General features: G+C 62.8%; 14 protein-coding genes and 2 pseudogenes. 10 read left to right on the top strand and 6 right to left on the bottom strand.

Going from position 1 to position 21,449, the window contains the following annotated elements:
• Nucleotides 1-18 precede the first annotated feature (18 nt).
• Together M1B34_RS07855 and M1B34_RS07850 are read right to left on the bottom strand one after the other, a co-directional pair.
• Nucleotides 19-420, bottom strand: coding sequence for a MerR family transcriptional regulator (locus M1B34_RS07855; protein WP_268262503.1), 402 nt, complete (start codon nt 418-420; stop codon nt 19-21).
• Nucleotides 421-553: 133 nt separating this feature from the next.
• Nucleotides 554-1,489 (bottom strand): LysR family transcriptional regulator, encoded by a 936-nt coding sequence (locus M1B34_RS07850; protein WP_123335460.1) that lies wholly within the window; start codon nt 1,487-1,489, stop codon nt 554-556.
• A gap of 190 nt (nt 1,490-1,679) precedes the next feature.
• Here M1B34_RS07850 and M1B34_RS07845 point away from each other — a divergent pair, with 190 nt between their 5' ends.
• Entirely contained in the window at nt 1,680-2,909 is a 1,230-nt protein-coding gene (locus tag M1B34_RS07845; protein ID WP_268264800.1) for an acyl-CoA dehydrogenase, read from the top strand.
• A gap of 61 nt (nt 2,910-2,970) precedes the next feature.
• Here M1B34_RS07845 and M1B34_RS07840 read toward each other — a convergent pair.
• Together M1B34_RS07840 and xthA are read right to left on the bottom strand one after the other, a co-directional pair.
• Nucleotides 2,971-4,352: pseudogene (locus M1B34_RS07840) on the bottom strand (substrate-binding domain-containing protein).
• A 139-nt stretch (nt 4,353-4,491) separates the two neighbouring features.
• Nucleotides 4,492-5,304: an exodeoxyribonuclease III gene (gene xthA / locus M1B34_RS07835; RefSeq protein ID WP_123335465.1), complete on the bottom strand. Its 813-nt coding sequence runs from the start codon at nt 5,302-5,304 to the stop codon at nt 4,492-4,494.
• Nucleotides 5,305-5,480: 176 nt separating this feature from the next.
• Between xthA and M1B34_RS07830 the strand changes: the two genes are divergently transcribed.
• The 7 genes and pseudogenes from M1B34_RS07830 (at nt 5,481) to M1B34_RS07800 (ending at nt 16,502) form a co-directional block, all read left to right on the top strand.
• The gene (locus M1B34_RS07830; RefSeq protein ID WP_123335467.1) at nt 5,481-6,131 is read left to right on the top strand and encodes a GNAT family N-acetyltransferase; all 651 of its coding nucleotides are present in this window, start codon (nt 5,481-5,483) and stop codon (nt 6,129-6,131) included.
• 64 nt (nt 6,132-6,195) lie between these two features.
• Nucleotides 6,196-7,923, top strand: a complete 1,728-nt coding sequence (locus M1B34_RS07825; RefSeq protein ID WP_123335469.1) for an autotransporter assembly complex protein TamA — start codon at nt 6,196-6,198, stop codon at nt 7,921-7,923.
• Nucleotides 7,920-11,591, top strand: coding sequence for a translocation/assembly module TamB domain-containing protein (locus tag M1B34_RS07820; RefSeq protein WP_268264799.1), 3,672 nt, complete (start codon nt 7,920-7,922; stop codon nt 11,589-11,591). Before M1B34_RS07825 ends, M1B34_RS07820 begins: the two co-directional genes overlap by 4 nt.
• A gap of 163 nt (nt 11,592-11,754) precedes the next feature.
• Entirely contained in the window at nt 11,755-12,228 is a 474-nt protein-coding gene (locus M1B34_RS07815; protein WP_123335473.1) for a MarR family winged helix-turn-helix transcriptional regulator, read from the top strand.
• Nucleotides 12,225-13,694 (top strand): efflux transporter outer membrane subunit, encoded by a 1,470-nt coding sequence (locus M1B34_RS07810; RefSeq protein WP_268264798.1) that lies wholly within the window; start codon nt 12,225-12,227, stop codon nt 13,692-13,694. The genes M1B34_RS07815 and M1B34_RS07810 overlap by 4 nt, the downstream gene beginning before the upstream one ends.
• Before the next feature lie 15 nt (nt 13,695-13,709).
• Entirely contained in the window at nt 13,710-14,909 is a 1,200-nt protein-coding gene (locus tag M1B34_RS07805) for an HlyD/EmrA/EmrK family protein (RefSeq protein ID WP_268264797.1), read from the top strand.
• Between the two features lie 64 nt (nt 14,910-14,973).
• Nucleotides 14,974-16,502: pseudogene (locus tag M1B34_RS07800) on the top strand (DHA2 family efflux MFS transporter permease subunit).
• 76 nt (nt 16,503-16,578) lie between these two features.
• On the opposite strand, the gene lpxH reads toward M1B34_RS07800, so the two are convergent.
• Both lpxH and M1B34_RS07790 read right to left on the bottom strand, forming a co-directional pair.
• Nucleotides 16,579-17,331, bottom strand: a complete 753-nt coding sequence (gene lpxH, locus M1B34_RS07795; RefSeq protein ID WP_123335481.1) for a UDP-2,3-diacylglucosamine diphosphatase — start codon at nt 17,329-17,331, stop codon at nt 16,579-16,581.
• A complete protein-coding gene (locus M1B34_RS07790; protein WP_123336092.1) occupies nt 17,328-17,831 on the bottom strand; it encodes a peptidylprolyl isomerase in 504 nt (167 codons plus the stop codon). Before M1B34_RS07790 ends, lpxH begins: the two co-directional genes overlap by 4 nt.
• A 259-nt stretch (nt 17,832-18,090) precedes the next feature.
• Here M1B34_RS07790 and M1B34_RS07785 point away from each other — a divergent pair, with 259 nt between their 5' ends.
• Nucleotides 18,091-19,791 (top strand): glutamine--tRNA ligase/YqeY domain fusion protein, encoded by a 1,701-nt coding sequence (locus tag M1B34_RS07785; protein ID WP_123335483.1) that lies wholly within the window; start codon nt 18,091-18,093, stop codon nt 19,789-19,791.
• 18 nt (nt 19,792-19,809) lie between these two features.
• Entirely contained in the window at nt 19,810-21,192 is a 1,383-nt protein-coding gene (gene cysS / locus M1B34_RS07780) for a cysteine--tRNA ligase (protein WP_268264796.1), read from the top strand.
• Nucleotides 21,193-21,449 lie beyond the last annotated feature (257 nt).

The following is a 21,449-nucleotide window of genomic DNA, read 5'->3' as shown; positions in this document are numbered from 1 at the left end:
GCAGTGCCGAAAAGGGGGTTATTGAGGGGCTTGCTGATTCTTGATGGTCTGTTCCAGGGCCTGGGTGCAGCGCTCTTCGGCGGTGTCCAGTTCCAGCTTCATCTGTTCGATGTCGAGCAACTGTTGCTCCAGTTGGTCACGGCGCTCGCTGATTTTCGCCAGCATGCTGTGCAGCTGTTTCAGGTTGCCGCTGCTGGGGTCGTAGAGCTCGATCAGTTCTCGGCATTCAGCCAGGGAAAACCCAATGCGCTTGCCCCGCAGGATCAGCTTCAGGCTGACCTTGTCTCGGGGCGAATAGATGCGTTCCTGGCCGCGGCGCTCGGGGGCCAGCAGACCTTGTTCTTCATAGAAGCGAATGGCCCGCGTAGTGATGTCGAGCTCGCGGGCGAGGTCGGAAATGCTGTAGGTCTGGCTGCTCATGGAGGCGCTCAAGGAAAGTCTTGGCGCTAAGCTAATTCCTGCTTGACGTATACGTCAAGCAATGTCCATGGATAGCACTCGCCAGCCAGCTCCTACCCATTCCTGTAGGAGCCGGCTTGCCAGCGAATCGCACTCAAGCCGTTTGCTGGTCGAGCTTCTTCTCATGGGCCGTGACTTGCTGGCACAGCTCGATCATTTGTTCGCGCATCCAGCGGTTGGCTGGGTCCTGGTCGGTGCTTTCGTGCCAGTAGAGGTGGGTTTCCACCGGCGGTACATCGTTCACCGGCAAGTTGAAGGCTTGCAGGTCATGGCGCCGGGCAAAACGTTCCGGCACGGTCATCACCATGTCGGTCTGTTGCAGCACCTGGGAGGCCATCAAGTAATGCTGGGAGCGCAGGGCAATCTTGCGCTGGATGCCCATTTTGCCCAGGGCCAGGTCGACATGGCCCAGGCCGCTGCGGCGGCTGGAAATATGGATATGGGTCAGGGACAGGTAATCGTCGAGGGTGAATTTCTCTTTGCCTGCCAGGGGATGGCCCTTGCGCATGGCGCAGACGTAGCGGTCCTCCATCAGCTTGACGTGGCGCACCTGAGGGTCGGTATTGAGTGGGGCGTCGACTGCAAAATCCAGGCGCCCGGCGGCCAGTTCCTTGGTGGTTTCCCGGCGTTTGGACAGGAAGCTCTCGATGATCACCGTCGGGGCCAGGCGGCGCAGGCGCTGGAATAGCGGTGGCAGGATCACCGCCTCGGTGAGGTCGGTCATGCTGATGCGGTAAGTCTTGACCGCCTGCAGCGGGTTGAAGATGCGGCTTTCCTGCACCGATACCCGCAGCAGCGAGAGGGCGTTGCGCACCGGGCCGATGATGTTCTGGGCCATGGGCGTGGGCACCATGCCTTGGGCGGTGCGCACAAACAGCGGGTCATTGAAGGTCTCCCGCAGGCGGGCCAGGGCGTTGGAGACAGCCGGTTGGGTGATGCCGACAATCTGCCCGGCACGGGTCAGGTTCGCTTCGGTGTAGATCGCGTCGAAAACGATGAAGAGATTAAGGTCGACCTTGCTCAGATTCATGGCGCTGCACTCTTATTGTTAAGGCGTCTTGTCAGGGCGGGAGGGCCTTGTCGATCAGCCGATCATATATCGGTGATGAATGTTAATACACGCTGAGAATAGGTTAGGTAAATTTTCGTAGCCTGTTCTAGCATCGAATCCACAGAGACCCACATCCCCCCATCACCTTCGAAAAAAGGTAGAGCTGCCCATGGATTTCGCCTATTCCCCCAAGGTTCAGGAACTGCGTGAACGCGTGACTGCGTTCATGGACACGTACGTGTATCCGGCTGAAGCGGTGTTCGAGCGCCAGGTTGCCGAAGGCGACCGCTGGCAGCCCACCGCGATCATGGAGGAGCTCAAGCGCAAGGCCCAGGCCGAAGGCCTGTGGAACCTGTTTTTGCCGGAGTCGGAACTGGGCGCCGGCTTGACCAACCTTGAGTACGCACCCCTGGCGGAAATCATGGGCCGCTCGCTGCTGGGGCCGGAGCCGTTCAACTGCTCGGCGCCGGACACCGGCAACATGGAAGTGCTGGTGCGTTACGCCAATGAAGAACAGAAGCAGCGCTGGCTGGCGCCATTGCTGCGCGGCGAGATCCGTTCGGCGTTCGCCATGACCGAGCCGGACGTGGCCTCGTCCGATGCCACCAACATGGCCGCGCGGGCGGTGCGTGATGGCGATGAATGGGTGATCAACGGCAAGAAATGGTGGACCTCGGGCGCTTGCGACCCGCGCTGCCAGATCCTGATCTTCATGGGGCTGAGCAACCCGGACGCGCCGCGCCACCAGCAGCACTCGATGATCCTGGTGCCGGTGGACACCCCCGGGGTGAAGATCCTGCGGCCGCTGCCGGTGTTCGGTTACGACGACGCGCCCCACGGCCATGCCGAGGTGCTGTTTGAAAACGTCCGTGTGCCTTACGAGAACGTGCTGCTGGGCGAGGGCCGTGGCTTTGAAATTGCCCAGGGGCGCCTGGGCCCGGGGCGCATTCACCACTGCATGCGCTCGATCGGCATGGCCGAGCGTGCACTGGAACTGATGTGCAAGCGTGCGGTGAACCGGACCGCCTTCGGTAAACCGTTGGCGCGCCTGGGGGGCAACATCGACAAGATCGCCGACTCGCGGATGGAGATCGACATGGCGCGCCTGTTGACCCTGAAGGCGGCCTACATGATGGACACCGTGGGCAACAAGGTGGCCAAGAGTGAAATCGCCCAGATCAAGGTGGTGGCGCCCAATGTGGCTTTGCGGGTGATCGACCGTGCGATCCAGATCCATGGCGGGGCCGGGGTGTCCAACGATTTCCCGCTGGCCTACATGTACGCCATGCAGCGCACATTGCGCCTGGCCGATGGCCCGGATGAAGTGCACCGGGCGGCGATCGGCAAGTTCGAAATCGGCAAGTACGTGCCCAAGGAGATGCTGCGCAGCGGGCATTGATCGTCGCTTGTGAGCGCGCACCACCCTTGGGCGGCGCGCTCGCAAGCGTTTGTTTCAGGTCTCAGTAGACCCAGACTTCCACCCGTCGATTCTTGATCCGGCCTTCATCGGCGGTGTTGGCTGCCACCGGCATGTCCGCACCAAAGCCGCGGATCTCGCGCATCACCACGCCGCTTTTCACCAGTTCCCGGCGCACGGCCATGGCCCGAAGCTTGGACAGCAGGGCTGCCCGCGCCGGGTCGCTCTTGGCATCGCCAAACCCGACCAGGGTCACTTGGCGGTCGAGCTTGTGCTGCAGGCGCAGGAAATCGAGCACCCGTCCCAAATCCTGGCGCGCCTTGTTGTCCAGGCTGGCGCTGCCTTCCTCAAAACGAAAATTCACCGTCAGGCGCTGGGCCTGTTGCGCCAGCCGCTGATAGTCCGTGGGCATTTGCGGGCTAGGGGGCACGCTCATGGCTTGCACGGTCTGGGCGATAAAACCGTTGGCGGCAACAATCGCCTGGCCTTTGGCGCTCTGGGCGAAATTCACCAGGGCCTCGGCCCAGGGGTTGTGCCCATTGGGCGGCAGGTACAGGTACAGCCGCCGTGACAGCGGATAGTCCTCGGTGGCAATCAGGCTGTTGAGCGGCAGCATCGGCTGGGAGTCGCCGTCCACCAGGGCCACGGCTTTGGCCTGGCGCACATAGGGCAGGCCGATAAAGCCGATGCCCTGGCGGTCCTGGCTGACCGCATCGGACAGTTGCTCACTGGACTCGAAACGCCGGGCGGCGCTGCTCAGGGTTTTGCCTCGGCGGTTGAGCACCAGTTCCTTGAAGGTGTCGTAGGTCCCGGATTGTTCATCGCGGGCATACAGGTGCACCGGCCCGCCGACGCCACCCAATTCCTCCCAGGTCTTGACCTCGCCGCTGAACAGCCGCGCCAATTGCTCGGTGTTCAAGGTGCCCAAGGGGTTTTGCGGGTGCAGTATGATCGCCAACCCATCGATGGCGATCACGTGTTCGGCGCCCGGGCTTTTCAGGTCGCCCAGGGGTTCCAGTTCCACCAGCTCGCTGTCCTTGATCGGGCGGGAGGCGGCGGCGAGGTCGGCCTGGGCGCTTTTCAGGGCGACAAAACCGGTGCTGGAACCGTGAGCGGCGAGGTCGATGCGCACCGGACGGCCCTGGGCGGTCTGCGCCACGATCTGCTGTTCATTGTCCTTACCGCTGCGCTCGATCCTGATCTTCTGTAGCCCTTGTTCTTCCAGCAGGCCCTTGACCAGGGCGGCCCCAGGCTGGCGCCGATGGTGTTGGAGCCCTGGACCCGCAGCACGCTGGCGGAATCGCTGGCCACGGGCAGTGCGGCAAACACCGACCAGGGCAGGGCATAACAAATGAAACCGATAACCAACAGGCTGATGGTTCGACACCAGATATCTCGTTCGCAGGGGGTAGCAGCGCGGGGCATGGGGCGCGGGCCTTGTGCAGGGGAAGGGAGCGTGCGCCGAGATTAAGTCCGTGAGGTGACAGCGATGTGACGGCTGCTGCGGGCAACCTGGCGGCGAAAAAAAGCCCATCCGGGGATGGGCTTGTTCAGGCCGGTTGGATCAGCTCAGTTCGAGCCAGATCGGCGCGTGATCCGACGGTTTTTCCATGCCCCGCAGGTCGTAGTCGACCCCGGCCGCCTTGACCCGTGGCAGCAAGCCCTGGGAGGTCATGATCACGTCGATGCGCAGGCCGCGCTTGGGCTCGTCCTCGAAGCCGCGGCTGCGGTAGTCGAACCAGCTGAAGCGGTCGCTGACCTCGGGGTTGAGGTGGCGGAAGCTGTCCACCAGGCCCCAATTCTTCAGGCGCGCCATCCACTCGCGTTCTTCCGGGAGGAAGCTGCATTTGCCAGTTTTCAGCCAGCGTTTGGCGTTGTCGGCACCGATGCCGATATCGATGTCTTCCGGGGAAATGTTGACGTCGCCCATCACCACCAGCGACTGCTCATTGCTGAAGCGGCTTTCCAGCAAATGCTGCAGGTCCTGGTAGAAGCGCGCTTTAGCCGGGAATTTGGTGGGGTGGTCGCGGCTTTCGCCCTGGGGGAAGTAGCCGTTCATGATGGTCACCGGCTGGCCATTGGCATCGGCGAAGGTGCCCCAGATAAAGCGTCGCTGGGCGTCTTCTTCATCGCTTTCGAAGCCTTTGTGCAACTCCAGGGGCGCCTGGCGCGAGAGCAGGGCCACGCCGTAATGGCCTTTCTGCCCGTGGAAGTGCACGTGGTAACCCAGGGCCTGGACTTCGGCGAGGGGGAACTGTTCGTCGCTGACTTTGGTTTCCTGGAGGCCGATCACGTCCGGCTGATGCTTGTCGATCAGCGCCGCCAACTGATGGGGGCGGGCACGCAGCCCGTTGATGTTGAACGAGACGATTTTCATGGTCGGCGGTCCTGGCAAAAACAGCGATGCTAGCCGACAAGTCTGGCGGCCACCAGCGTGGCAGCCCGTGGGATGCGCTGCTAATGTCCTTGGGCGTGGGAACGATCAGCGGTACGCAAGGCTCGTAACAACAAGAGCCCGGCCATTTGAACCGGGTCCAGGGGAGATTCACCGCCATGCCTGACACATCCACGGTCATCGCCGACGTCCACATGCTCGACAGCGGTTATTCCCGCGAGGCGCGCTCCTTGCTGTACCAGGCCTATCGGCATGAGCCGACGTTTGGCTACATCTTCGAATCCGAGCACCCCGGTTACGAGCAACGGGTGCGGGCCACGGTCCGCGAGTTGACCAAACAGCATTTTCTTCAGGACCTGCCGGCCATTGGCCTGTTGGTCAACGATCGCCTGGTTGGCCTGGCCTTGATCGCCCCACCGCAACGGCGCCTGGGGATTACCGAAAGCTGGGCCTGGCGCCTGCGCATGGTGCTCAGTGCCGGGTTTCGTTGCACACGGCGCTACCTGGAATACCACGCGGCCATCAGTGCCTGCCTGCCCAGCGATTCGGTGCATGTCTTGCCGCTGCTGGGGATTCATCCGCAGTTTCAGGGCCAGCATTACGGCGAGCAGTTACTGGCGGCGGTGCATAACTGGTGCGCCGTGGACCAGCACTCCCAGGGCGTGGTGCTCAATACGGGCAACCCGCGTTACCTGGAATTCTATAAACGCCAGGGTTATGAAGAGGTTGGCGAGATCGCCGTGGGGCCGATTCGCGAGCATGTGTTTTTTCACGCCAACCCCCAGCTCATACAAACCGCAACAGTTTGAGTCGAACTTTCAACGCACCTGGGCGCTCTATCCCGCTCCCAAGCTCGTGATAGCATCCGCGCCTATGAAGTTTTCAGGAAGATTCACCAGCGGCTTTCTGCTGCTGTTCACAAGCTGTGTGGCGTTGGCGCAGAGCGAATTGGATGTCCGGGTCAAGCCGGCCAACGACGAACTGAAGGCCAATGTGGAGGGTTACATTGGCAGCGTCGGCGATCGTGATGAAGAAGCCTTGCTGCGCTTCAGTCGCGGCGCCGAGGAGCAGGCGAAGAAGGCGGCCCAGGCCCTGGGCTACTACCAGCCGCAGATTGCCAGTGAAGTCAGGGGCGGTGACAAGCCCCGGTTGTTGATCCGCATCGATCCGGGCGAGCCCGTGCACCTGCGCAATGTCACGGTGCGCATCGAAGGGCCGGCGGCCTCCCTCAAGGCCTTTCGCGTGCCCCGCAGCGACCAGTTGAAAAGTGGCGCGGTGCTCAACCATGGGCGTTATGAAGACGCCAAGCGCTTGATCATGAACCAGGCGTCGCGCTACGGCTTTTTCAGCGGGCGTTTCACCCGTCAGCAACTGGCGGTGGACCCTCAAGCCGGCGTCGCCGATATCGAACTGGTGTATGACAGTGGCCCGCGTTACGCCTTGGGGCCGGTGCACTTTACAGGTGACACGCCCTTCGATGAGGACCTGCTGCAACGCATGGTGCCGTTCAAGGCGGGCACTCCTTACGATTCCGAACTGATCGCCGAACTCAACCAGGCCCTGCAATCCAGTGGCTTTTTCGAAGGCGTGCGGGTGGACGCGGCCCCTGCCGCGGCGAGCAATGACGTGATTCCGGTGGCCGTGCAACTGGAAACCCGCAAGCCTCGGACCATGGGCCTGGGGCTTGGGTATTCCACCGACGTCGGGCCTCGGGTCAAGGCCAACTGGACCCGGCACTGGGTCAACCCGCAAGGCCACAGCTACGGCTGGGAAGCGGAAGTCTCGGCGCCTCGGCAGAACGTCGGCCTTTGGTACGACGTGCCCCTGGATCCGCCCCTGACCGACAAGCTGCGCTTCGCCGGCGGCTATCAGAACGAAGAAATCGCCAACACCGACACCCTGAGCAAGCTGCTGACCATCGGCCCCGAGTGGCACAGCAAGTTGCCCAGCGGCTGGCAGCGGGTGGTGTCTCTGAAATGGCAGCGTGAGGAATATCGCCTGGGGGACGACTCGGGGTTGAGCAACCTGTTGATGCCGGGCGTCAGCTATTCCTACCTGCGCAGTGACAACCGCATCGATCCACACAACGGTTACCGCCTGCAATTCGACACCAAGGTGGCCAAGGAAGGGCTGCTGTCGGACACCAATCTGCTGTACGGCACCGTGCTGCTCAAGGGCCTGACCACCGTGTGGGACAACCATCGCTTCCTCGGGCGAGTGCAGTTCGGCGGCAGTGCCACCAACGGCTACAAGTCGATTCCGCCGTCGCTGCGGTTCTTCGCCGGTGGCGACCAGAGCGTGCGCGGCTATGACTACCAGACCCTGTCGCCGGAAAACTCCGACGGTGATCGCATCGGCGGGCGTTACATGGTGGCCGGCAGCCTTGAGTACCAATATTCCATCGCCGAAAAATGGCGCATCGCGACCTTTGTCGACCAGGGCAACTCGTTCAACAAGCTGGAGCTGCCCAGCCTGAAGACCGGGGTCGGCGTGGGCGTGCGCTGGGTGTCGCCGGTGGGGCCGATTCGTCTTGACCTGGCCCATGCGCTGGACGATGACGGCGGCGTTCGTTTGCACTTTTCCATGGGGCCGGAGCTTTGAAGCGTGGTGTGAAAATAACCCTGTTGGCGCTTCTGGCGCTAGTGATGGGATTGGTCCTGGCCGTGACGCTGATCCTCGGGACCCAGGCCGGCAGTCGCTGGGCCCTGGCCCGCGTGCCGGGCTTGACCGTGGAGCAGTTTGCCGGGCGCCTCGGCGGGCACTGGAGCGCCGAGTACCTGTTGTGGCAACAGGGCAGCAGCCGGGTCGAGTTGCAAGCGCCGACCTTTGCCTGGTCGCCGCTGTGCCTGCTGCGCATGACCCTGTGCATCGAGCAACTGGACGTGGAGCAGGTCAGCCTGCAATTTCCCCCCGGCACCGAAGAAAGCAGCGGCCCCATCAGCCTGCCGGACCTGCAACTGCCGCTGGCCATCGAGCTGGGGCAGGTGCGAGTCGGCAGCCTGGTGTTCAACGGCACTGAAGAACTCCGGGGGCTGCAACTGGCCGCCCACTGGACAGTCAAGGGTTTGCAGATTGACTCGGTGCACCTGCAACGCGATGACCTGAGCCTGGATCTGAGCGGGCTGCTGCAACCCCAGGGTGACTGGCCGCTGACCGCCAGTGGCAACCTTACGCTGCCGGCCCCGGGCAATCAGCCCTGGAGCCTGGCGCTGAAGGTCGAAGGCGAGCTGCTCAAGACCCTCAAGTTGAATGCCGACAGCAGCGGTTATCTGCAAGGGCAGTTGAGCGGCGAGTTGCAAGCCCTGGCGGACAACCTGCCGGCCAAGGTGCGGATCACCGCCGACGGCTTCAAGCCCAGCGCCGACCTGCCAGACACACTGCAACTCAATCAACTGCAGTTGACGGGCCAGGGCGACTTGAAAAACGGCTATCAACTGCTGGGCAGCGCCAGCTTGCCCGCCGAACAGGGGCCGGTGGCCTTGGCCCTGCAAGGCCGGGTCGATGCCAAGGGCGCGCAGATCGCCGCCCTGGACCTGACCGCCAATGACCAGCAGCAGCTCAAGGTATCCGGGCAACTGGACTGGAGTGAAGGTTTCTCGGCCGAGGGCAAGGTGCTCTGGAAAGACTTCCCCTGGCACCGCCTCTATCCGTTGATCGACGAACCGGCCGTGGCCTTGCGCACCTTCAACGGCGAAGTGTCCTACCGCGATGGCAACTACCTGGGCAACTTCAAGGGAGACCTGGACGGCCCCGCTGGCGCATTCAGCCTGAGCAGCCCGTTCAGTGGCGACCTGACAAAGATCTTTCTGCCGGAGTTCAAGCTGGTGGCCGGGCAGGGCAAGGCCGAGGGCCACCTGAACCTGCAGTTTGCCGATGGTATCGCCTGGGACACCGCGCTCGACCTGTCTGCCCTTAACCCGGCCTATTGGCTGGCCGAGCTGCCCGGTACCCTGGCCGGGCCTTTGCACAGTCAGGGCGAGCTGAAGAATGAGCAACTCAAGCTCAACGCTAACCTCGACCTCAAGGGTAAATTGCGTGGCCAGCCGGCGGTGCTGCAAGCCAAGGCCGACGGCCAGGGCCAGCAGTGGAATCTCAGCGCCCTGGACATCCGCCTGGGAGACAACCGCATCAACGGCTCCGGCAGCCTGCAGCAGAAGCTGGCGGGGCAGGTGCAGATCAAGATGCCGCGCCTGGGCCAGCTCTGGCCGCAATTGCGCGGCCAGCTCAATGGCCAGTTGAATGTTGCCGGCACCTTGCAGGCGCCCCAGGGCCAGCTCGACCTGTCGGGCCAACAATTGGCGTATGCCGACAACCGTCTGCAGGCCCTCAAGCTCGATGCGCGCCTGGACGCTAGCCAGCGGGCCAAGGTCGACCTCAAGGGCAGCGGGATTCAGGTCGGCGACACCCAGCTGGGCACGCTGACCCTGGCCGGCCAGGGCGACATCAAGAACCAGGCCTTGCAATTGAACCTGCAAGGGCCGCTGTTGAAACTGGCCCTGGGGCTGGACGGTGTGCTCAATCAAGGCAACTGGCGTGGGCGCCTGGCCAGCGGCGATGTGCAGACCGGTGGCCAGGACTGGAAGCTGCAAAGCCCGGCCAAGCTGGAATACCTGGCCACGGGCACTTTGAATTTCGGCGCCCATTGCTGGGCCAGTGGCGACGCCAGCCTCTGCGGCGAAGATCAGCGGCTGATGCCTGATCCCAAGCTGCGCTATCACCTCAAGCGCTTCCCCATCGACAGCCTGGCCCAGTGGCTGCCCAAGGACTTTGCCTGGAAGGGCCTGCTCAATGCCGATGTGCAATTGGACGTGCCGGCCAGCGGGCCCAAGGGCCAGATCCTCGTGGACGCCAGCGGCGGCACCCTGCGGGTACGGGAAAAGGACCAATGGCTGGACTTCCCCTATCAGGCGTTGAAGCTCAACACCACCTTGGCGCCACGGCGTATCGACAGCCAGTTGGAGTTCAATGGCGGCAAGCTGGGCCAGTTGCTGGTCCAGGCGCAGATCAATCCGCTGCCCAAGAACAAGCCGTTGTCCGGTGAGTTTCGCCTTAGCGGCTTGGACCTGGCCGTGGTGCGGCCCTTTGTGCCGATGGTGGAGAAACTCGCGGGCAACCTGAACGGCAGCGGGCGCTTGTCTGGCGGGCTGTTGGCGCCCCAGGTCAATGGCACCCTGACCCTCAGCGATGGCCAGGTCTCGGGCGCGGAATTGCCCACCAGCCTGGAGGATTTGCAGGTCCAGGCGCAGATTGCCGGTGAAAGCCTGCTCCTCAACGGCACCTGGAAAAGCGGCAAGGCCGGGCAGGGCAGCCTCAATGGCCAGGTCGCCTGGGGCCAGGCGCTGCTGGTGGACCTGAACCTCAAAGGCAGCCAGTTGCCGGTGACCGTGGAGCCCTATGCGGCCCTCGAAGTGGCGCCGGACCTGAAGATTTCCATGCAGGGTGACAAGCTGGCGATCGCCGGCAAAGTGCAGATTCCCAAGGGCGAGATCACCATTCGTGAGTTGCCGCCATCCACGGTCAAGGTCTCGGACGACACGGTGATCGTTGGGCAGCAGACCGATGAGGGCAAAGCCCCGCTGGCCATGGCCATGGACATCGATGTGGTGGTGGGCGAGGACAAGCTCAGCTTTGCCGGTTTCGGCCTGACCGCCAACGTTCAGGGGCATGTGCACATTGGCGACAACATGGACACCCGCGGCGAGTTGTGGCTCAACGACGGGCGTTACCGTGCCTACGGCCAGCGCCTGACGGTGCGCCGCGCGAGGTTGCTGTTTGCCGGTCCCCTCGACCAGCCGTACCTGGACATCGAAGCAGTGCGCCAGACCGACGACGTGATCGCCGGGATCCGCCTGAGCGGCAGCGCCGAACAGCCCACCACGCAGATCTTCTCCGAGCCGGCGATGAGCCAGGAGCAGGCACTGTCGTACCTGGTCCTGGGGCGCCCGCTGAGCACCACCGGTGAAGACAGCAACATGCTGGCCCAGGCTGCCCTGGGCCTGGGGTTGATGGGCAGCGCCGACTTGACCGGCGGGCTGGCCAAGAACCTGGGGATCCAGGACTTTCAGCTCGACACTCAGGGCAGCGGCACCGCCACCAGTGTGGTCGCCAGCGGCAACATCTCCGAGAAGCTCAGCCTGCGCTACGGCGTCGGTGTGTTTGAGCCGGCCAACACCATCGCCCTGCGCTACAAGCTCAGCAAGAAGGTCTATCTGGAAGCGGCCAGCGGTATCGCCAGCTCCCTGGACATCTTCTACAAGCGCGACTTCTAACCCCGCCTGCCATTCCCCCGCTCCTGTCAGTCAGGAGCGGGTGCTGGGGGCTGGCCGCTGATCAGCAAAATACAAAGCAAGCTAATAATTGTTTTGACATTCGCTGCCTAGGCAGTAACATCTCGACACACACTCTCTGCCTAGGCAGCTATTTGGTGGTCAGATGAAGCACTTCACCCCGGAAAATTTCCTCCATTGCCATCTCGGATTGCTGCTGGGCCGCGCCGCCTTGCTCAAGGACCGGATCATCGACACCCACATGGAACCCCACGGCATCACCGCGGCGCAGTTCAAGGTGTTGATCATCATGGCCCAGTTCGGCGTCGACACCCCGGCGGAGCTGTGCCGCTACCTGTCCCTGGACAGCGGTTCGATGACCCGCATGCTCGATCGGCTGGAGCAGAAAGGCTTCCTGGCTCGCAAACGTTCCGAAGGCGACCGGCGCCAGGTGCAACTGGTGCTCACCGTGGACGGGCAGGCGCTCGCCGATCGCTTGCCGTACATCGGCGCCGAGGCGATGAACGAGCTGGCCGGCGCCATCAGTGCCCAAGAGCTGGACACCCTGGAACAGATCCTCAAGAAAATTTTGCTGGCGGCCGGTGACCCGATCACCGTGCTGCGGGTAGGTGATAAATGAGCAGTAAAACCTTGCGTAACCGAGCCAGCCTGGTGCTGTTAGCCATGAGCCTGGCCGGTTGTGCCAGCTACAGCGGCCTGACCACTGAAGGCCAGAACCTGGAGGCCAACAGCCTCAAGGCCGGGCAGTCCCTGAGCGGCGTGACCCTGTCGCCGGCGGCCTGGCCGAAAAGCGACTGGTGGAAAAGCCTGGGCGACCCGCAGTTGGATGGCCTGATCCAGGAAGCCCTGCGCGACAGCCCGGACATGCAGATCGCCAGCGCCCGCGCCCACCAGGCCAGCGCCGCCGCCTATGCCGCCGACGCTTCGCGGATGCCGACCCTGGATGCCAGCGGCAGTGTCAGCCGTTCGCGCCTGGCCCGTGACCAGGATCCGATGGGGCAGGGCGGGGCCTACAGCACCCTGCGCAGCCTGAGCGTGGACTTCAACTACACCTTCGACCTCTGGGGTGGCCAGCGTGCCACCTGGGAAGCCGCCCTGGGCCAGGCCCGTGCCGCCGAGGTCGATCGCCAGGCCGCCCAACTGACGTTGGCGGCCGACGTGGCCCGAGCCTACAGCGACCTGGGCCAGGCCCACATCCTCCACGACCTGGCCCAGGAAGACCTGAAGCGTACCCGGCAGATGCTCGATTTGAGCCGCCGCCGCCTGCAGTCCGGAATCGATAGCCAGTACCAGTACCAGCAGACCGAAAGCCTGGAAGCCAGTGCCCAGGCCAGCCTGATTGATGCCGAGAAAAAGCTGCAGAGCGCGAGCATTGCCTTGGCCGTGCTGCTGGGCAAAGGCCCGGATCGCAGCCATGACATCGCCCGGCCCAAAGTCCTGCAAGCCAGTGCCGTGGCCCTGCCAGCGGTGTTGCCGGCCGAACTGCTGGGGCGCCGGCCAGACCTGATCGCCGCCCGCTGGCGTGTGGAGGCGGCGAGCAAGAACATCGCCGCCGGCAAGACCCGCTTCTACCCCAACCTCAACCTGAGTGCCGCCGCCGGCACCCAGTCGTTGCTCGGAGATGCGCTGTTCGGGTCCGCCAGTCGCTTCTTCAATATCGCGCCGACCGTGTCGTTGCCGATCTTCGACGGCGGGCGCCTGCGGGCTGACCTGGATGCTCGTGACGCCGACTACGACCTGGCGGTGGCGCAGTACAACAAGAGCCTGGTCAGTGCGCTGGGGGATATCAGCGACACCCTCGGCCAGTTGCGTGACACCGGTCGGCAGATCGCCGCCCAGCAACACGCCACCGACATCGCCCAGGACTCCTACAACACCGTGGTCCAGCGTTTCGGCTCGGGCATTGGTAACTATCTGGACGTGCTGAGCATCGAGCAGCAACTGCTGCAGGCCCAGCGCCAGCTGGCGACCTTGAATGCCCTGCAAATCGATTTGTCGATCCAATTGATGCAGGCGTTGGGGGGTGGCTTCGAGCCCGGCAACCTGGCTTCGGCCACCCCGACCGCCGCCACGCAGACTGAATAATTAGAGGGAATTGTCATGGCCACTGCCGACACTCAAACAGCTGAAAACACCCAGGACGCAGGCAATTCGCGCAAGCGCAAAGTCATGTTGCTGGGGCTGGCGCTGATCGTCATTCTCGGTGGCGTGGGCGTGTTCGCCTGGCACGAGCTTTACGGGCGCTGGAATGAAAGCACTGACGATGCCTACGTCAACGGCAACGTGGTGGAGATCACCCCACTGGTCACTGGCACCGTGGTCAGCATCGGCGCCGACGAGGGCGACCTGGTGCATGAAGGCCAGGTGCTGATCAATTTCGACCCCAACGATGCCCAGGTCGGCCTGCAAAGTGCCGAGGCCAATCTGGCCCGCACCGTGCGCCAGGTCCGTGGCCTGTACAGCAACGTCGATGGCATGCGCGCCCAGGTGGCGGCGCAGAAGGCCGAAGTGCAGAAAGCCCGGGACAACTTCAATCGCCGTAAGAACTTGGCGGCCAGCGGGGCGATTTCCCAGGAAGAACTCTCCCACGCTCGCGACGACCTGACCTCGGCGCAGAACGCCCTGGCCAATGCCCAGCAGCAACTCAACACCACCAATGCCTTGGTGGACGATACCGTGGTGTCGTCCCACCCGGATGTGCAGGCCGCCGCCGCGCAACTGCGCCAGGCTTACCTGACCAACGCCCGCAGCACCTTGATCGCGCCGGTGACCGGTTACGTGGCCAAGCGCACCGTGCAACTGGGCCAGCGGGTCCAGCCGGGCACCGCGCTGATGGCGGTGATTCCCCTGGACCAACTGTGGATCGACGCCAACTTCAAGGAAACCCAACTGCGTGACATGCGCATCGGCCAGCCGGTGGACATCGAAGCTGACATCTACGGCAGCGACGTGAAGTACAGCGGCACCATCGACAGCCTGGGCGCGGGTACCGGCAGTGCCTTTGCCTTGCTGCCGGCGCAGAACGCCACCGGCAACTGGATCAAGATCGTGCAACGGGTGCCGGTGCGCGTGCACATCAATGCCGAAGAACTGGCCAAGCACCCGTTGCGAGTGGGGCTGTCGACGCAGGTCAGCGTCAACCTGCGCGACCAGAGTGGCCCGGTACTGGCCCAGCAGCCGCCGCAGAAGGCGTCCTTCAGCACCAACGTCTACGACCGTCAGTTGGGTGAAGCGGATGCCCTGATCACTCGCCTGATCCACGACAACAGCGCGGCCATCGGCAAGACCGCCCAGCGCTGATTCGCCGATCCGCCTGCTGCGGCCCTGGTGGTCGCAGCACCTGCCTCGTTTCCAAGGATTTGCGATGAGCAATAACGCCTCTTTCACGCCGCCCAGCCTGTTGCTCAGCACCATCGGCCTGTCGCTGGCGACCTTTATGCAGGTGCTCGACACCACCATCGCCAACGTGGCCTTGCCGACCATCTCCGGCAACCTGGGGGTGAGTTCGGAGCAGGGCACCTGGGTCATCACCTCGTTTGCCGTGAGCAACGCCATCGCCTTGCCCCTGACCGGCTGGCTCAGCCGGCGTTTCGGCGAGGTGAAGCTGTTTATCTGGGCCACCATCCTGTTCGTGCTGGCCTCGTTTCTTTGCGGTATCTCCACCTCCATGCCCGAGTTGGTGGGCTTTCGGGTGCTCCAGGGGGTGGTGGCCGGGCCGTTGTACCCGATGACCCAGACCTTGCTGATTGCCGTCTATCCACCGGCCAAAAGGGGGATGGCCCTGGCGTTGCTGGCCATGGTCACGGTGGTGGCGCCGATTGCCGGGCCGATCCTCGGCGGCTGGATTACCGACAGTTACAGCTGGCCGTGGATCTTCTTTATCAACGTGCCCATTGGTTTGTTCGCCGCCTGGGTCGTCCGGCAGCAGTTGAAAGCGCGGCCGGTGGTGACCAGTCGCCAGCCTATGGACTACATCGGCCTGCTGACCCTGATCATTGGGGTCGGGGCGCTGCAAGTGGTGCTCGACAAGGGCAATGACTTGGACTGGTTCGAGTCCAATTTCATCATCATTGGCACGCTGATCTCGGTGGTGGCCCTGGCGGTGTTCGTGATCTGGGAAATGACCGATCGCCACCCGGTGGTCAACCTGCGGCTGTTTGCCCACCGCAACTTCCGCATTGGCACCATTGTGCTGGTGGGGGGGTACGCCGGGTTCTTCGGCATCAACCTGATCCTGCCCCAGTGGTTGCAGACCCAGATGGGCTACACCGCGACCTGGGCGGGGCTGGCTGTGGCGCCGATCGGCATCCTGCCGGTAGTGATGTCACCGTTTGTCGGCAAGTACGCCCATAAGTTCGACCTGCGCCTGCTGGCCGGGCTGGCGTTCCTGGCCATCGGCCTGAGCTGCTTTATGCGCGCCGGGTTCACCAATGAAGTGGACTTCCAGCACATTGCCCTGGTGCAGCTGTTCATGGGGATTGGCGTGGCACTGTTCTTTATGCCGACCCTGAGCATCCTGATGTCGGACTTGCCGCCCAGCCAGATTGCCGACGGCGCCGGGCTGGCGACCTTCCTGCGGACCCTGGGCGGCAGCTTTGCGGCGTCGCTGACCACCTGGATCTGGATTCGCCGGGCCGATCAGCATCATGCCTACATGAGTGAAAGCCTGAGCACCTTCGACCCCGCTACCCGAGATGCGCTGAACAGCCTGGGCGCGCGGGCACCAAGGCCTACGCGCAGTTAGACCAGGTGCTGACCAGCCAGGCCTACATGCTGTCGACCGTGGATTACTTCACATTGCTGGGGTGGGGGTTTATGGGCTTGATCCTGCTGGTGTGGCTGGCCAAACCGCCGTTTGCCGCCAAGGCGGGGCCTGCTTCAGCGGGGCATTGAGGGGCAATCGCCGGCAAGCCGGCTCCTACGGTCGTTAATTCGTTGTAGGAGCTGGCTTGCCAGCGAAGGCGTCCGTTCAGGGCGAGCCAGGCAACGCCAGTTGCGTTGGTACGAAGTCGAACGCTGCCAGGTGAAAGCCTTGTTCATCCACCTGCAACGCCCAGCCTTGTCGATCCCAGTCTCCCAGCACAATGCGCTTGGAGGCGTGCTCACCGACTTGCAACTTGTGGATAGCGGGGCGGTGGGTGTGGCCGTGCACCAGGGTGCGCACGCCGAACTCGCGCATCACCCGCGGCACTTCGTCCGGGGTCACGTCGACGATGTCGTTGGCCTTCATCCGCGTTTGCGAGCGGCTTTCATTGCGCAGCTTGCGCGCCAGCTTGTGCCGGGTGCGCAGGGGCAGATGACGCAGCACCCACAACGTCAGCGGGTTGCGCAGGTAGCGACGCAGGCGCATGTAGCCTTCATCACGGGTGCACAGGCTGTCGCCGTGCATCAGCAACACCGGTTCGCCGTAGAAGTCGACGACGCTCGGGTCTTTGAGCAGGGTGGCGCCCGCGGCCTTGCAAAAGGCCTTGCCGAGCATGAAGTCGCGATTGCCATGCATGAGGAATATCGGCGTGCCGCTATCGCTCAGATCCCGCAATGCCTGGCAGATGGAAAGCTGGTAGGGGGTCATGGCGTCGTCGCCGATCCACACCTCGAAGAAGTCCCCGAGTATGTACAGCGCCTCTGCCTCGCGGGCTCGCCCGCCGAGTAAATCCAGAAACGCCCGGGTAATGTCCGGGCGCTCCTCTTCCAGATGCAAATCTGAAATCAGCAATATCACTCAATGATCTCGGCTTTCTCGATGATCACGTCTTCTGCTGGTACGTCCTGGTGGCCGGACTTCATGGTGGTGGCCACGCCTTTGATCTTGTCGACCACTTCGTTGCCGGCAACCACTTTGCCGAACACCGCGTAGCCCCAACCCTGAACGGTCTTGCCGCTGTGGTTGAGGAAGCTGTTGTCAGCCACGTTGATGAAGAACTGGGCGGAGGCCGAATGCGGCTCCATGGTGCGGGCCATGGCCACGGTGTACTTGTCATTGGAAAGACCGTTGTCGGCTTCGTTCTGGATGCTTGGACGCTTGTCTTTCTTTTCTTTCATGCCTGGCTCGAAACCGCCGCCCTGGATCATGAAGTTACCGATCACCCGGTGGAATACGGTGTTTTCGTAGTGGCCGGCCTTAACGTATTCAACGAAGTTGGCCACGGTGACCGGGGCTTTCTCGGCGTTCAGTTCCAGCACGATCTCGCCGTGGTTGGTGGTCAGTTTGACTTGGGTCATGGTCATTACTCATTCAAGGAATTCGTGGGTTTCGGGGCGCGGATGCCGCCTGCGGGCCCGAACCGGTTTGGCGCATAGCGGCCAAGGTGCGCAGTTTAGCGTGACAGCTGTGAAATTCGAGGCTGTTTTTTCAATTGAGTTGCATTAATAAGGGCAGTTTTGGCAGCGGTGCTGTCAGGCGCTTGACAGCATCGGCTATGATAGCCGTTTTGATTTATCAGGCCGCACCTGGCCGCGCACTTGTACGTTCAAGGATCCTATGAGCAAGCCCACTGTCGACCCTACCTCGAATTCCAAGACTGGACCGGCCGTGCCGGTCAACTTCCTGCGCCCGATCATCCAGGCGGACCTGGACTCGGGTAAGCACACACAGATCGTGACCCGCTTCCCCCCTGAACCCAACGGCTACCTGCACATCGGCCACGCCAAGTCGATCTGTGTGAACTTCGGCCTGGCCCAGGAATTCGGCGGTGTCACGCACCTGCGTTTCGACGACACCAACCCGGCCAAGGAAGACCAGGAATACATCGACGCCATCGAAAGCGACGTCAAGTGGCTGGGCTTCGAATGGTCCGGTGAAGTGCGCTATGCCTCGCAGTATTTCGACCAGTTGCACGACTGGGCCGTGGAACTGATCAAGGCGGGCAAGGCCTACGTCTGCGACCTGACCCCCGAGCAAGCCAAGGAATACCGCGGCAGCCTGACCGAGCCGGGCAAGAACAGCCCGTTCCGCGAGCGTTCGGTAGAAGAGAACCTGGACTGGTTCGCTCGCATGCGTGCCGGCGAATTCCCGGACGGTGCCCGGGTACTGCGGGCCAAGATCGACATGGCCTCGCCGAACATGAACCTGCGCGACCCGATCATGTACCGCATCCGCCACGCCCATCACCACCAGACCGGTGACAAGTGGTGCATCTACCCCAACTATGACTTCACCCACGGTCAGTCGGATGCCATTGAAGGCATCACCCACTCGATCTGCACCCTGGAGTTCGAAAGCCACCGTCCGCTGTACGAGTGGTTCCTCGAGCACCTGCCAGTGCCGGCCAACCCGCGCCAGTACGAATTCAGCCGCCTGAACCTGAACTACACCATCACCAGCAAGCGCAAGCTCAAGCAACTGGTGGATGAGAAGCACGTGAATGGTTGGGACGACCCGCGCATGTCGACGCTGTCGGGTTTCCGCCGCCGCGGCTACACCCCGGCATCGATCCGCAACTTCTGCGAGATGGTTGGCACCAACCGCTCCGACGGCGTGGTCGACTACGGCATGCTGGAATTCAGCATCCGCCAGGACCTCGACGCGAATGCCCCGCGCGCCATGTGCGTGCTGCGTCCGTTGAAAGTCGTGATCACCAACTACCCGGAAGACCAGGTCGAGAACCTCGAACTGCCGCGTCATCCACAGAAAGAAGAACTCGGCGTGCGCAAGCTGCCGTTCGCCCGTGAAATCTACATCGACCGTGACGACTTCATGGAAGAGCCGCCAAAGGGCTACAAGCGCCTGGAGCCGAACGGCGAAGTGCGCCTGCGCGGCAGCTACGTTATCCGCGCCGACGAAGCCATCAAGGACGCCGACGGCAACATCGTCGAACTGCGTTGCTCGTACGATCCGGACACCCTGGGCAAGAACCCTGAAGGCCGCAAGGTCAAAGGCGTGGTCCACTGGGTGCCGGCCGCTGCCAGCATCGAGTGCGAAGTGCGCCTGTACGATCGCTTGTTCCGCTCGCCGAACCCTGAAAAGGCCGAAGACAGCGCCAGTTTCCTCGACAACATCAACCCTGACTCCCTGCAAGTGCTCACTGGTTGTCGTGCCGAGCCATCGCTTGGCAACGCACAGCCGGAAGACCGTTTCCAGTTCGAGCGCGAAGGTTACTTCTGCGCGGATATCAAGGACTCGAAACCAGGTGCCCCGGTATTCAACCGTACCGTGACCCTGCGCGACTCCTGGGGTCAGTGATTCAGTCAAGGAACTAACGTGCTAACGATCTACAACACGCTCACCAAGAGCAAAGAAGTCTTCAAGCCCCTGGACGGCAACAAGGTGCGCATGTACGTGTGCGGCATGACCGTGTACGACTACTGCCACCTGGGCCACGGCCGCAGCATGGTGGCGTTCGACCTGGTGACCCGCTGGTTGCGTTTCAGCGGCTACGACTTGACCTACGTGCGCAACATCACCGATATCGACGACAAGATCATCAATCGGGCCAACGAGAACGGTGAAGCGTTCGAAGCGCTGACCGAGCGCATGATCGCGGCGATGCACGAGGACGAAGCCCGGCTGAACATCAAGAAGCCGGACATGGAGCCTCGTGCCACCGACCATATCCCCGGCATGCACGCAATGATCCAGACCCTGATCGACAAGGGTTACGCCTACGCCCCGGGCAACGGCGACGTGTATTACCGCGTCGGCAAGTTCATGGGCTACGGCAAGCTGTCGCGCAAGAAGATCGAAGACCTGCGCATCGGCGCGCGGATCGAAGTCGACGAGTCCAAGCAGGACCCGCTGGACTTCGTGCTGTGGAAAGCCGCCAAGCCGGGCGAGCCGAGCTGGGCGTCGCCGTGGGGCGCCGGGCGTCCGGGCTGGCACATCGAATGCTCGGTGATGTCCACCTGCTGCCTGGGCGAGACCTTCGACATTCATGGCGGCGGCAGCGACCTCGAGTTTCCGCACCATGAAAACGAAATCGCCCAGAGCGAAGCCGCCACCGGCAAGACCTACGCCAATGCCTGGATGCACTGCGGCATGATTCGCATCAATGGCGAGAAGATGTCCAAGTCCTTGAACAACTTCTTCACCATCCGCGACGTGCTCGACAAGTACCACCCGGAAGTGGTGCGCTACTTGTTGGTGTCCAGCCACTACCGCAGCGCCATCAACTATTCGGAAGACAACCTCAAGGACGCCAAGGGCGCCCTGGAGCGTTTCTACCATGCGTTGAAAGGCCTGCCGAACGTGGCGCCGGTTGGCGGCGAAGCCTTTGTCGAGCGCTTCACCCAGGTGATGAACGACGACTTCGGTACGCCGGAAGCCTGCGCGGTGCTGTTCGAGATGGTGCGCGAGATCAACCGCCTGCGTGACAGCGACCTGAATGCCGCAGCCGGTCTGGCGGCGCGCTTGAAGGAACTGGCCAGCGTGCTGGGCGTGCTGCAACTGGAGGCCGATGACTTCCTCCAGGCCGGTGCCGAAGGCCGGGTCGATGGCGCCGAAGTCGAAGCGCTGATCCAGGCTCGCCTGCAAGCCCGTGCCGACAAGAACTGGGCGGAATCCGACCGTATTCGCGACCAGATCACGGCCATGGGCGTGATCCTGGAAGACGGCAAAGGTGGAACCACCTGGCGTCTGGCTGACTAACCGCAGCCACGGCTAAAAACAAAACCCGCCCCGTGCGGGTTTTTGTTTGCCCACTTGCCGGCGATGGGGCCTTTGAACATGACGCAAGGCTCGTTGACGCCATCGCTGGCAAGCCAGCTCCTACACCAGATCACGACTCACACCCCCCTTGTAGGAGCCGGCTCGCCGGCGATGGGGCATGTGAACATGACGCAAGGCCCGTTGACGCCATCGCTGGCAAGCCAGCTCCTACACTAGGTCACGACTCACACCCCCCT

It is taken from the genome of Pseudomonas morbosilactucae, from assembly GCF_023241715.1.
GTDB lineage: Bacteria > Pseudomonadota > Gammaproteobacteria > Pseudomonadales > Pseudomonadaceae > Aquipseudomonas > Aquipseudomonas morbosilactucae.
This window is presented reverse-complemented; position numbering and strand designations above follow the sequence as displayed.

Coding starts and splice junctions, on each gene's coding strand:
- M1B34_RS07855 (WP_268262503.1), bottom strand. CDS start 420: ATGAGCAGCCAGACCTACAGCATTTCCGACCTCGCCCGCGAGCTCGAC.
- M1B34_RS07850 (WP_123335460.1), bottom strand. CDS start 1,489: ATGAATCTGAGCAAGGTCGACCTTAATCTCTTCATCGTTTTCGACGCG.
- M1B34_RS07845 (WP_268264800.1), top strand. CDS start 1,680: ATGGATTTCGCCTATTCCCCCAAGGTTCAGGAACTGCGTGAACGCGTG.
- xthA (WP_123335465.1), bottom strand. CDS start 5,304: ATGAAAATCGTCTCGTTCAACATCAACGGGCTGCGTGCCCGCCCCCAT.
- M1B34_RS07830 (WP_123335467.1), top strand. CDS start 5,481: ATGCCTGACACATCCACGGTCATCGCCGACGTCCACATGCTCGACAGC.
- M1B34_RS07825 (WP_123335469.1), top strand. CDS start 6,196: ATGAAGTTTTCAGGAAGATTCACCAGCGGCTTTCTGCTGCTGTTCACA.
- M1B34_RS07815 (WP_123335473.1), top strand. CDS start 11,755: ATGAAGCACTTCACCCCGGAAAATTTCCTCCATTGCCATCTCGGATTG.
- M1B34_RS07810 (WP_268264798.1), top strand. CDS start 12,225: ATGAGCAGTAAAACCTTGCGTAACCGAGCCAGCCTGGTGCTGTTAGCC.
- M1B34_RS07805 (WP_268264797.1), top strand. CDS start 13,710: ATGGCCACTGCCGACACTCAAACAGCTGAAAACACCCAGGACGCAGGC.
- M1B34_RS07790 (WP_123336092.1), bottom strand. CDS start 17,831: ATGACCCAAGTCAAACTGACCACCAACCACGGCGAGATCGTGCTGGAA.
- M1B34_RS07785 (WP_123335483.1), top strand. CDS start 18,091: ATGAGCAAGCCCACTGTCGACCCTACCTCGAATTCCAAGACTGGACCG.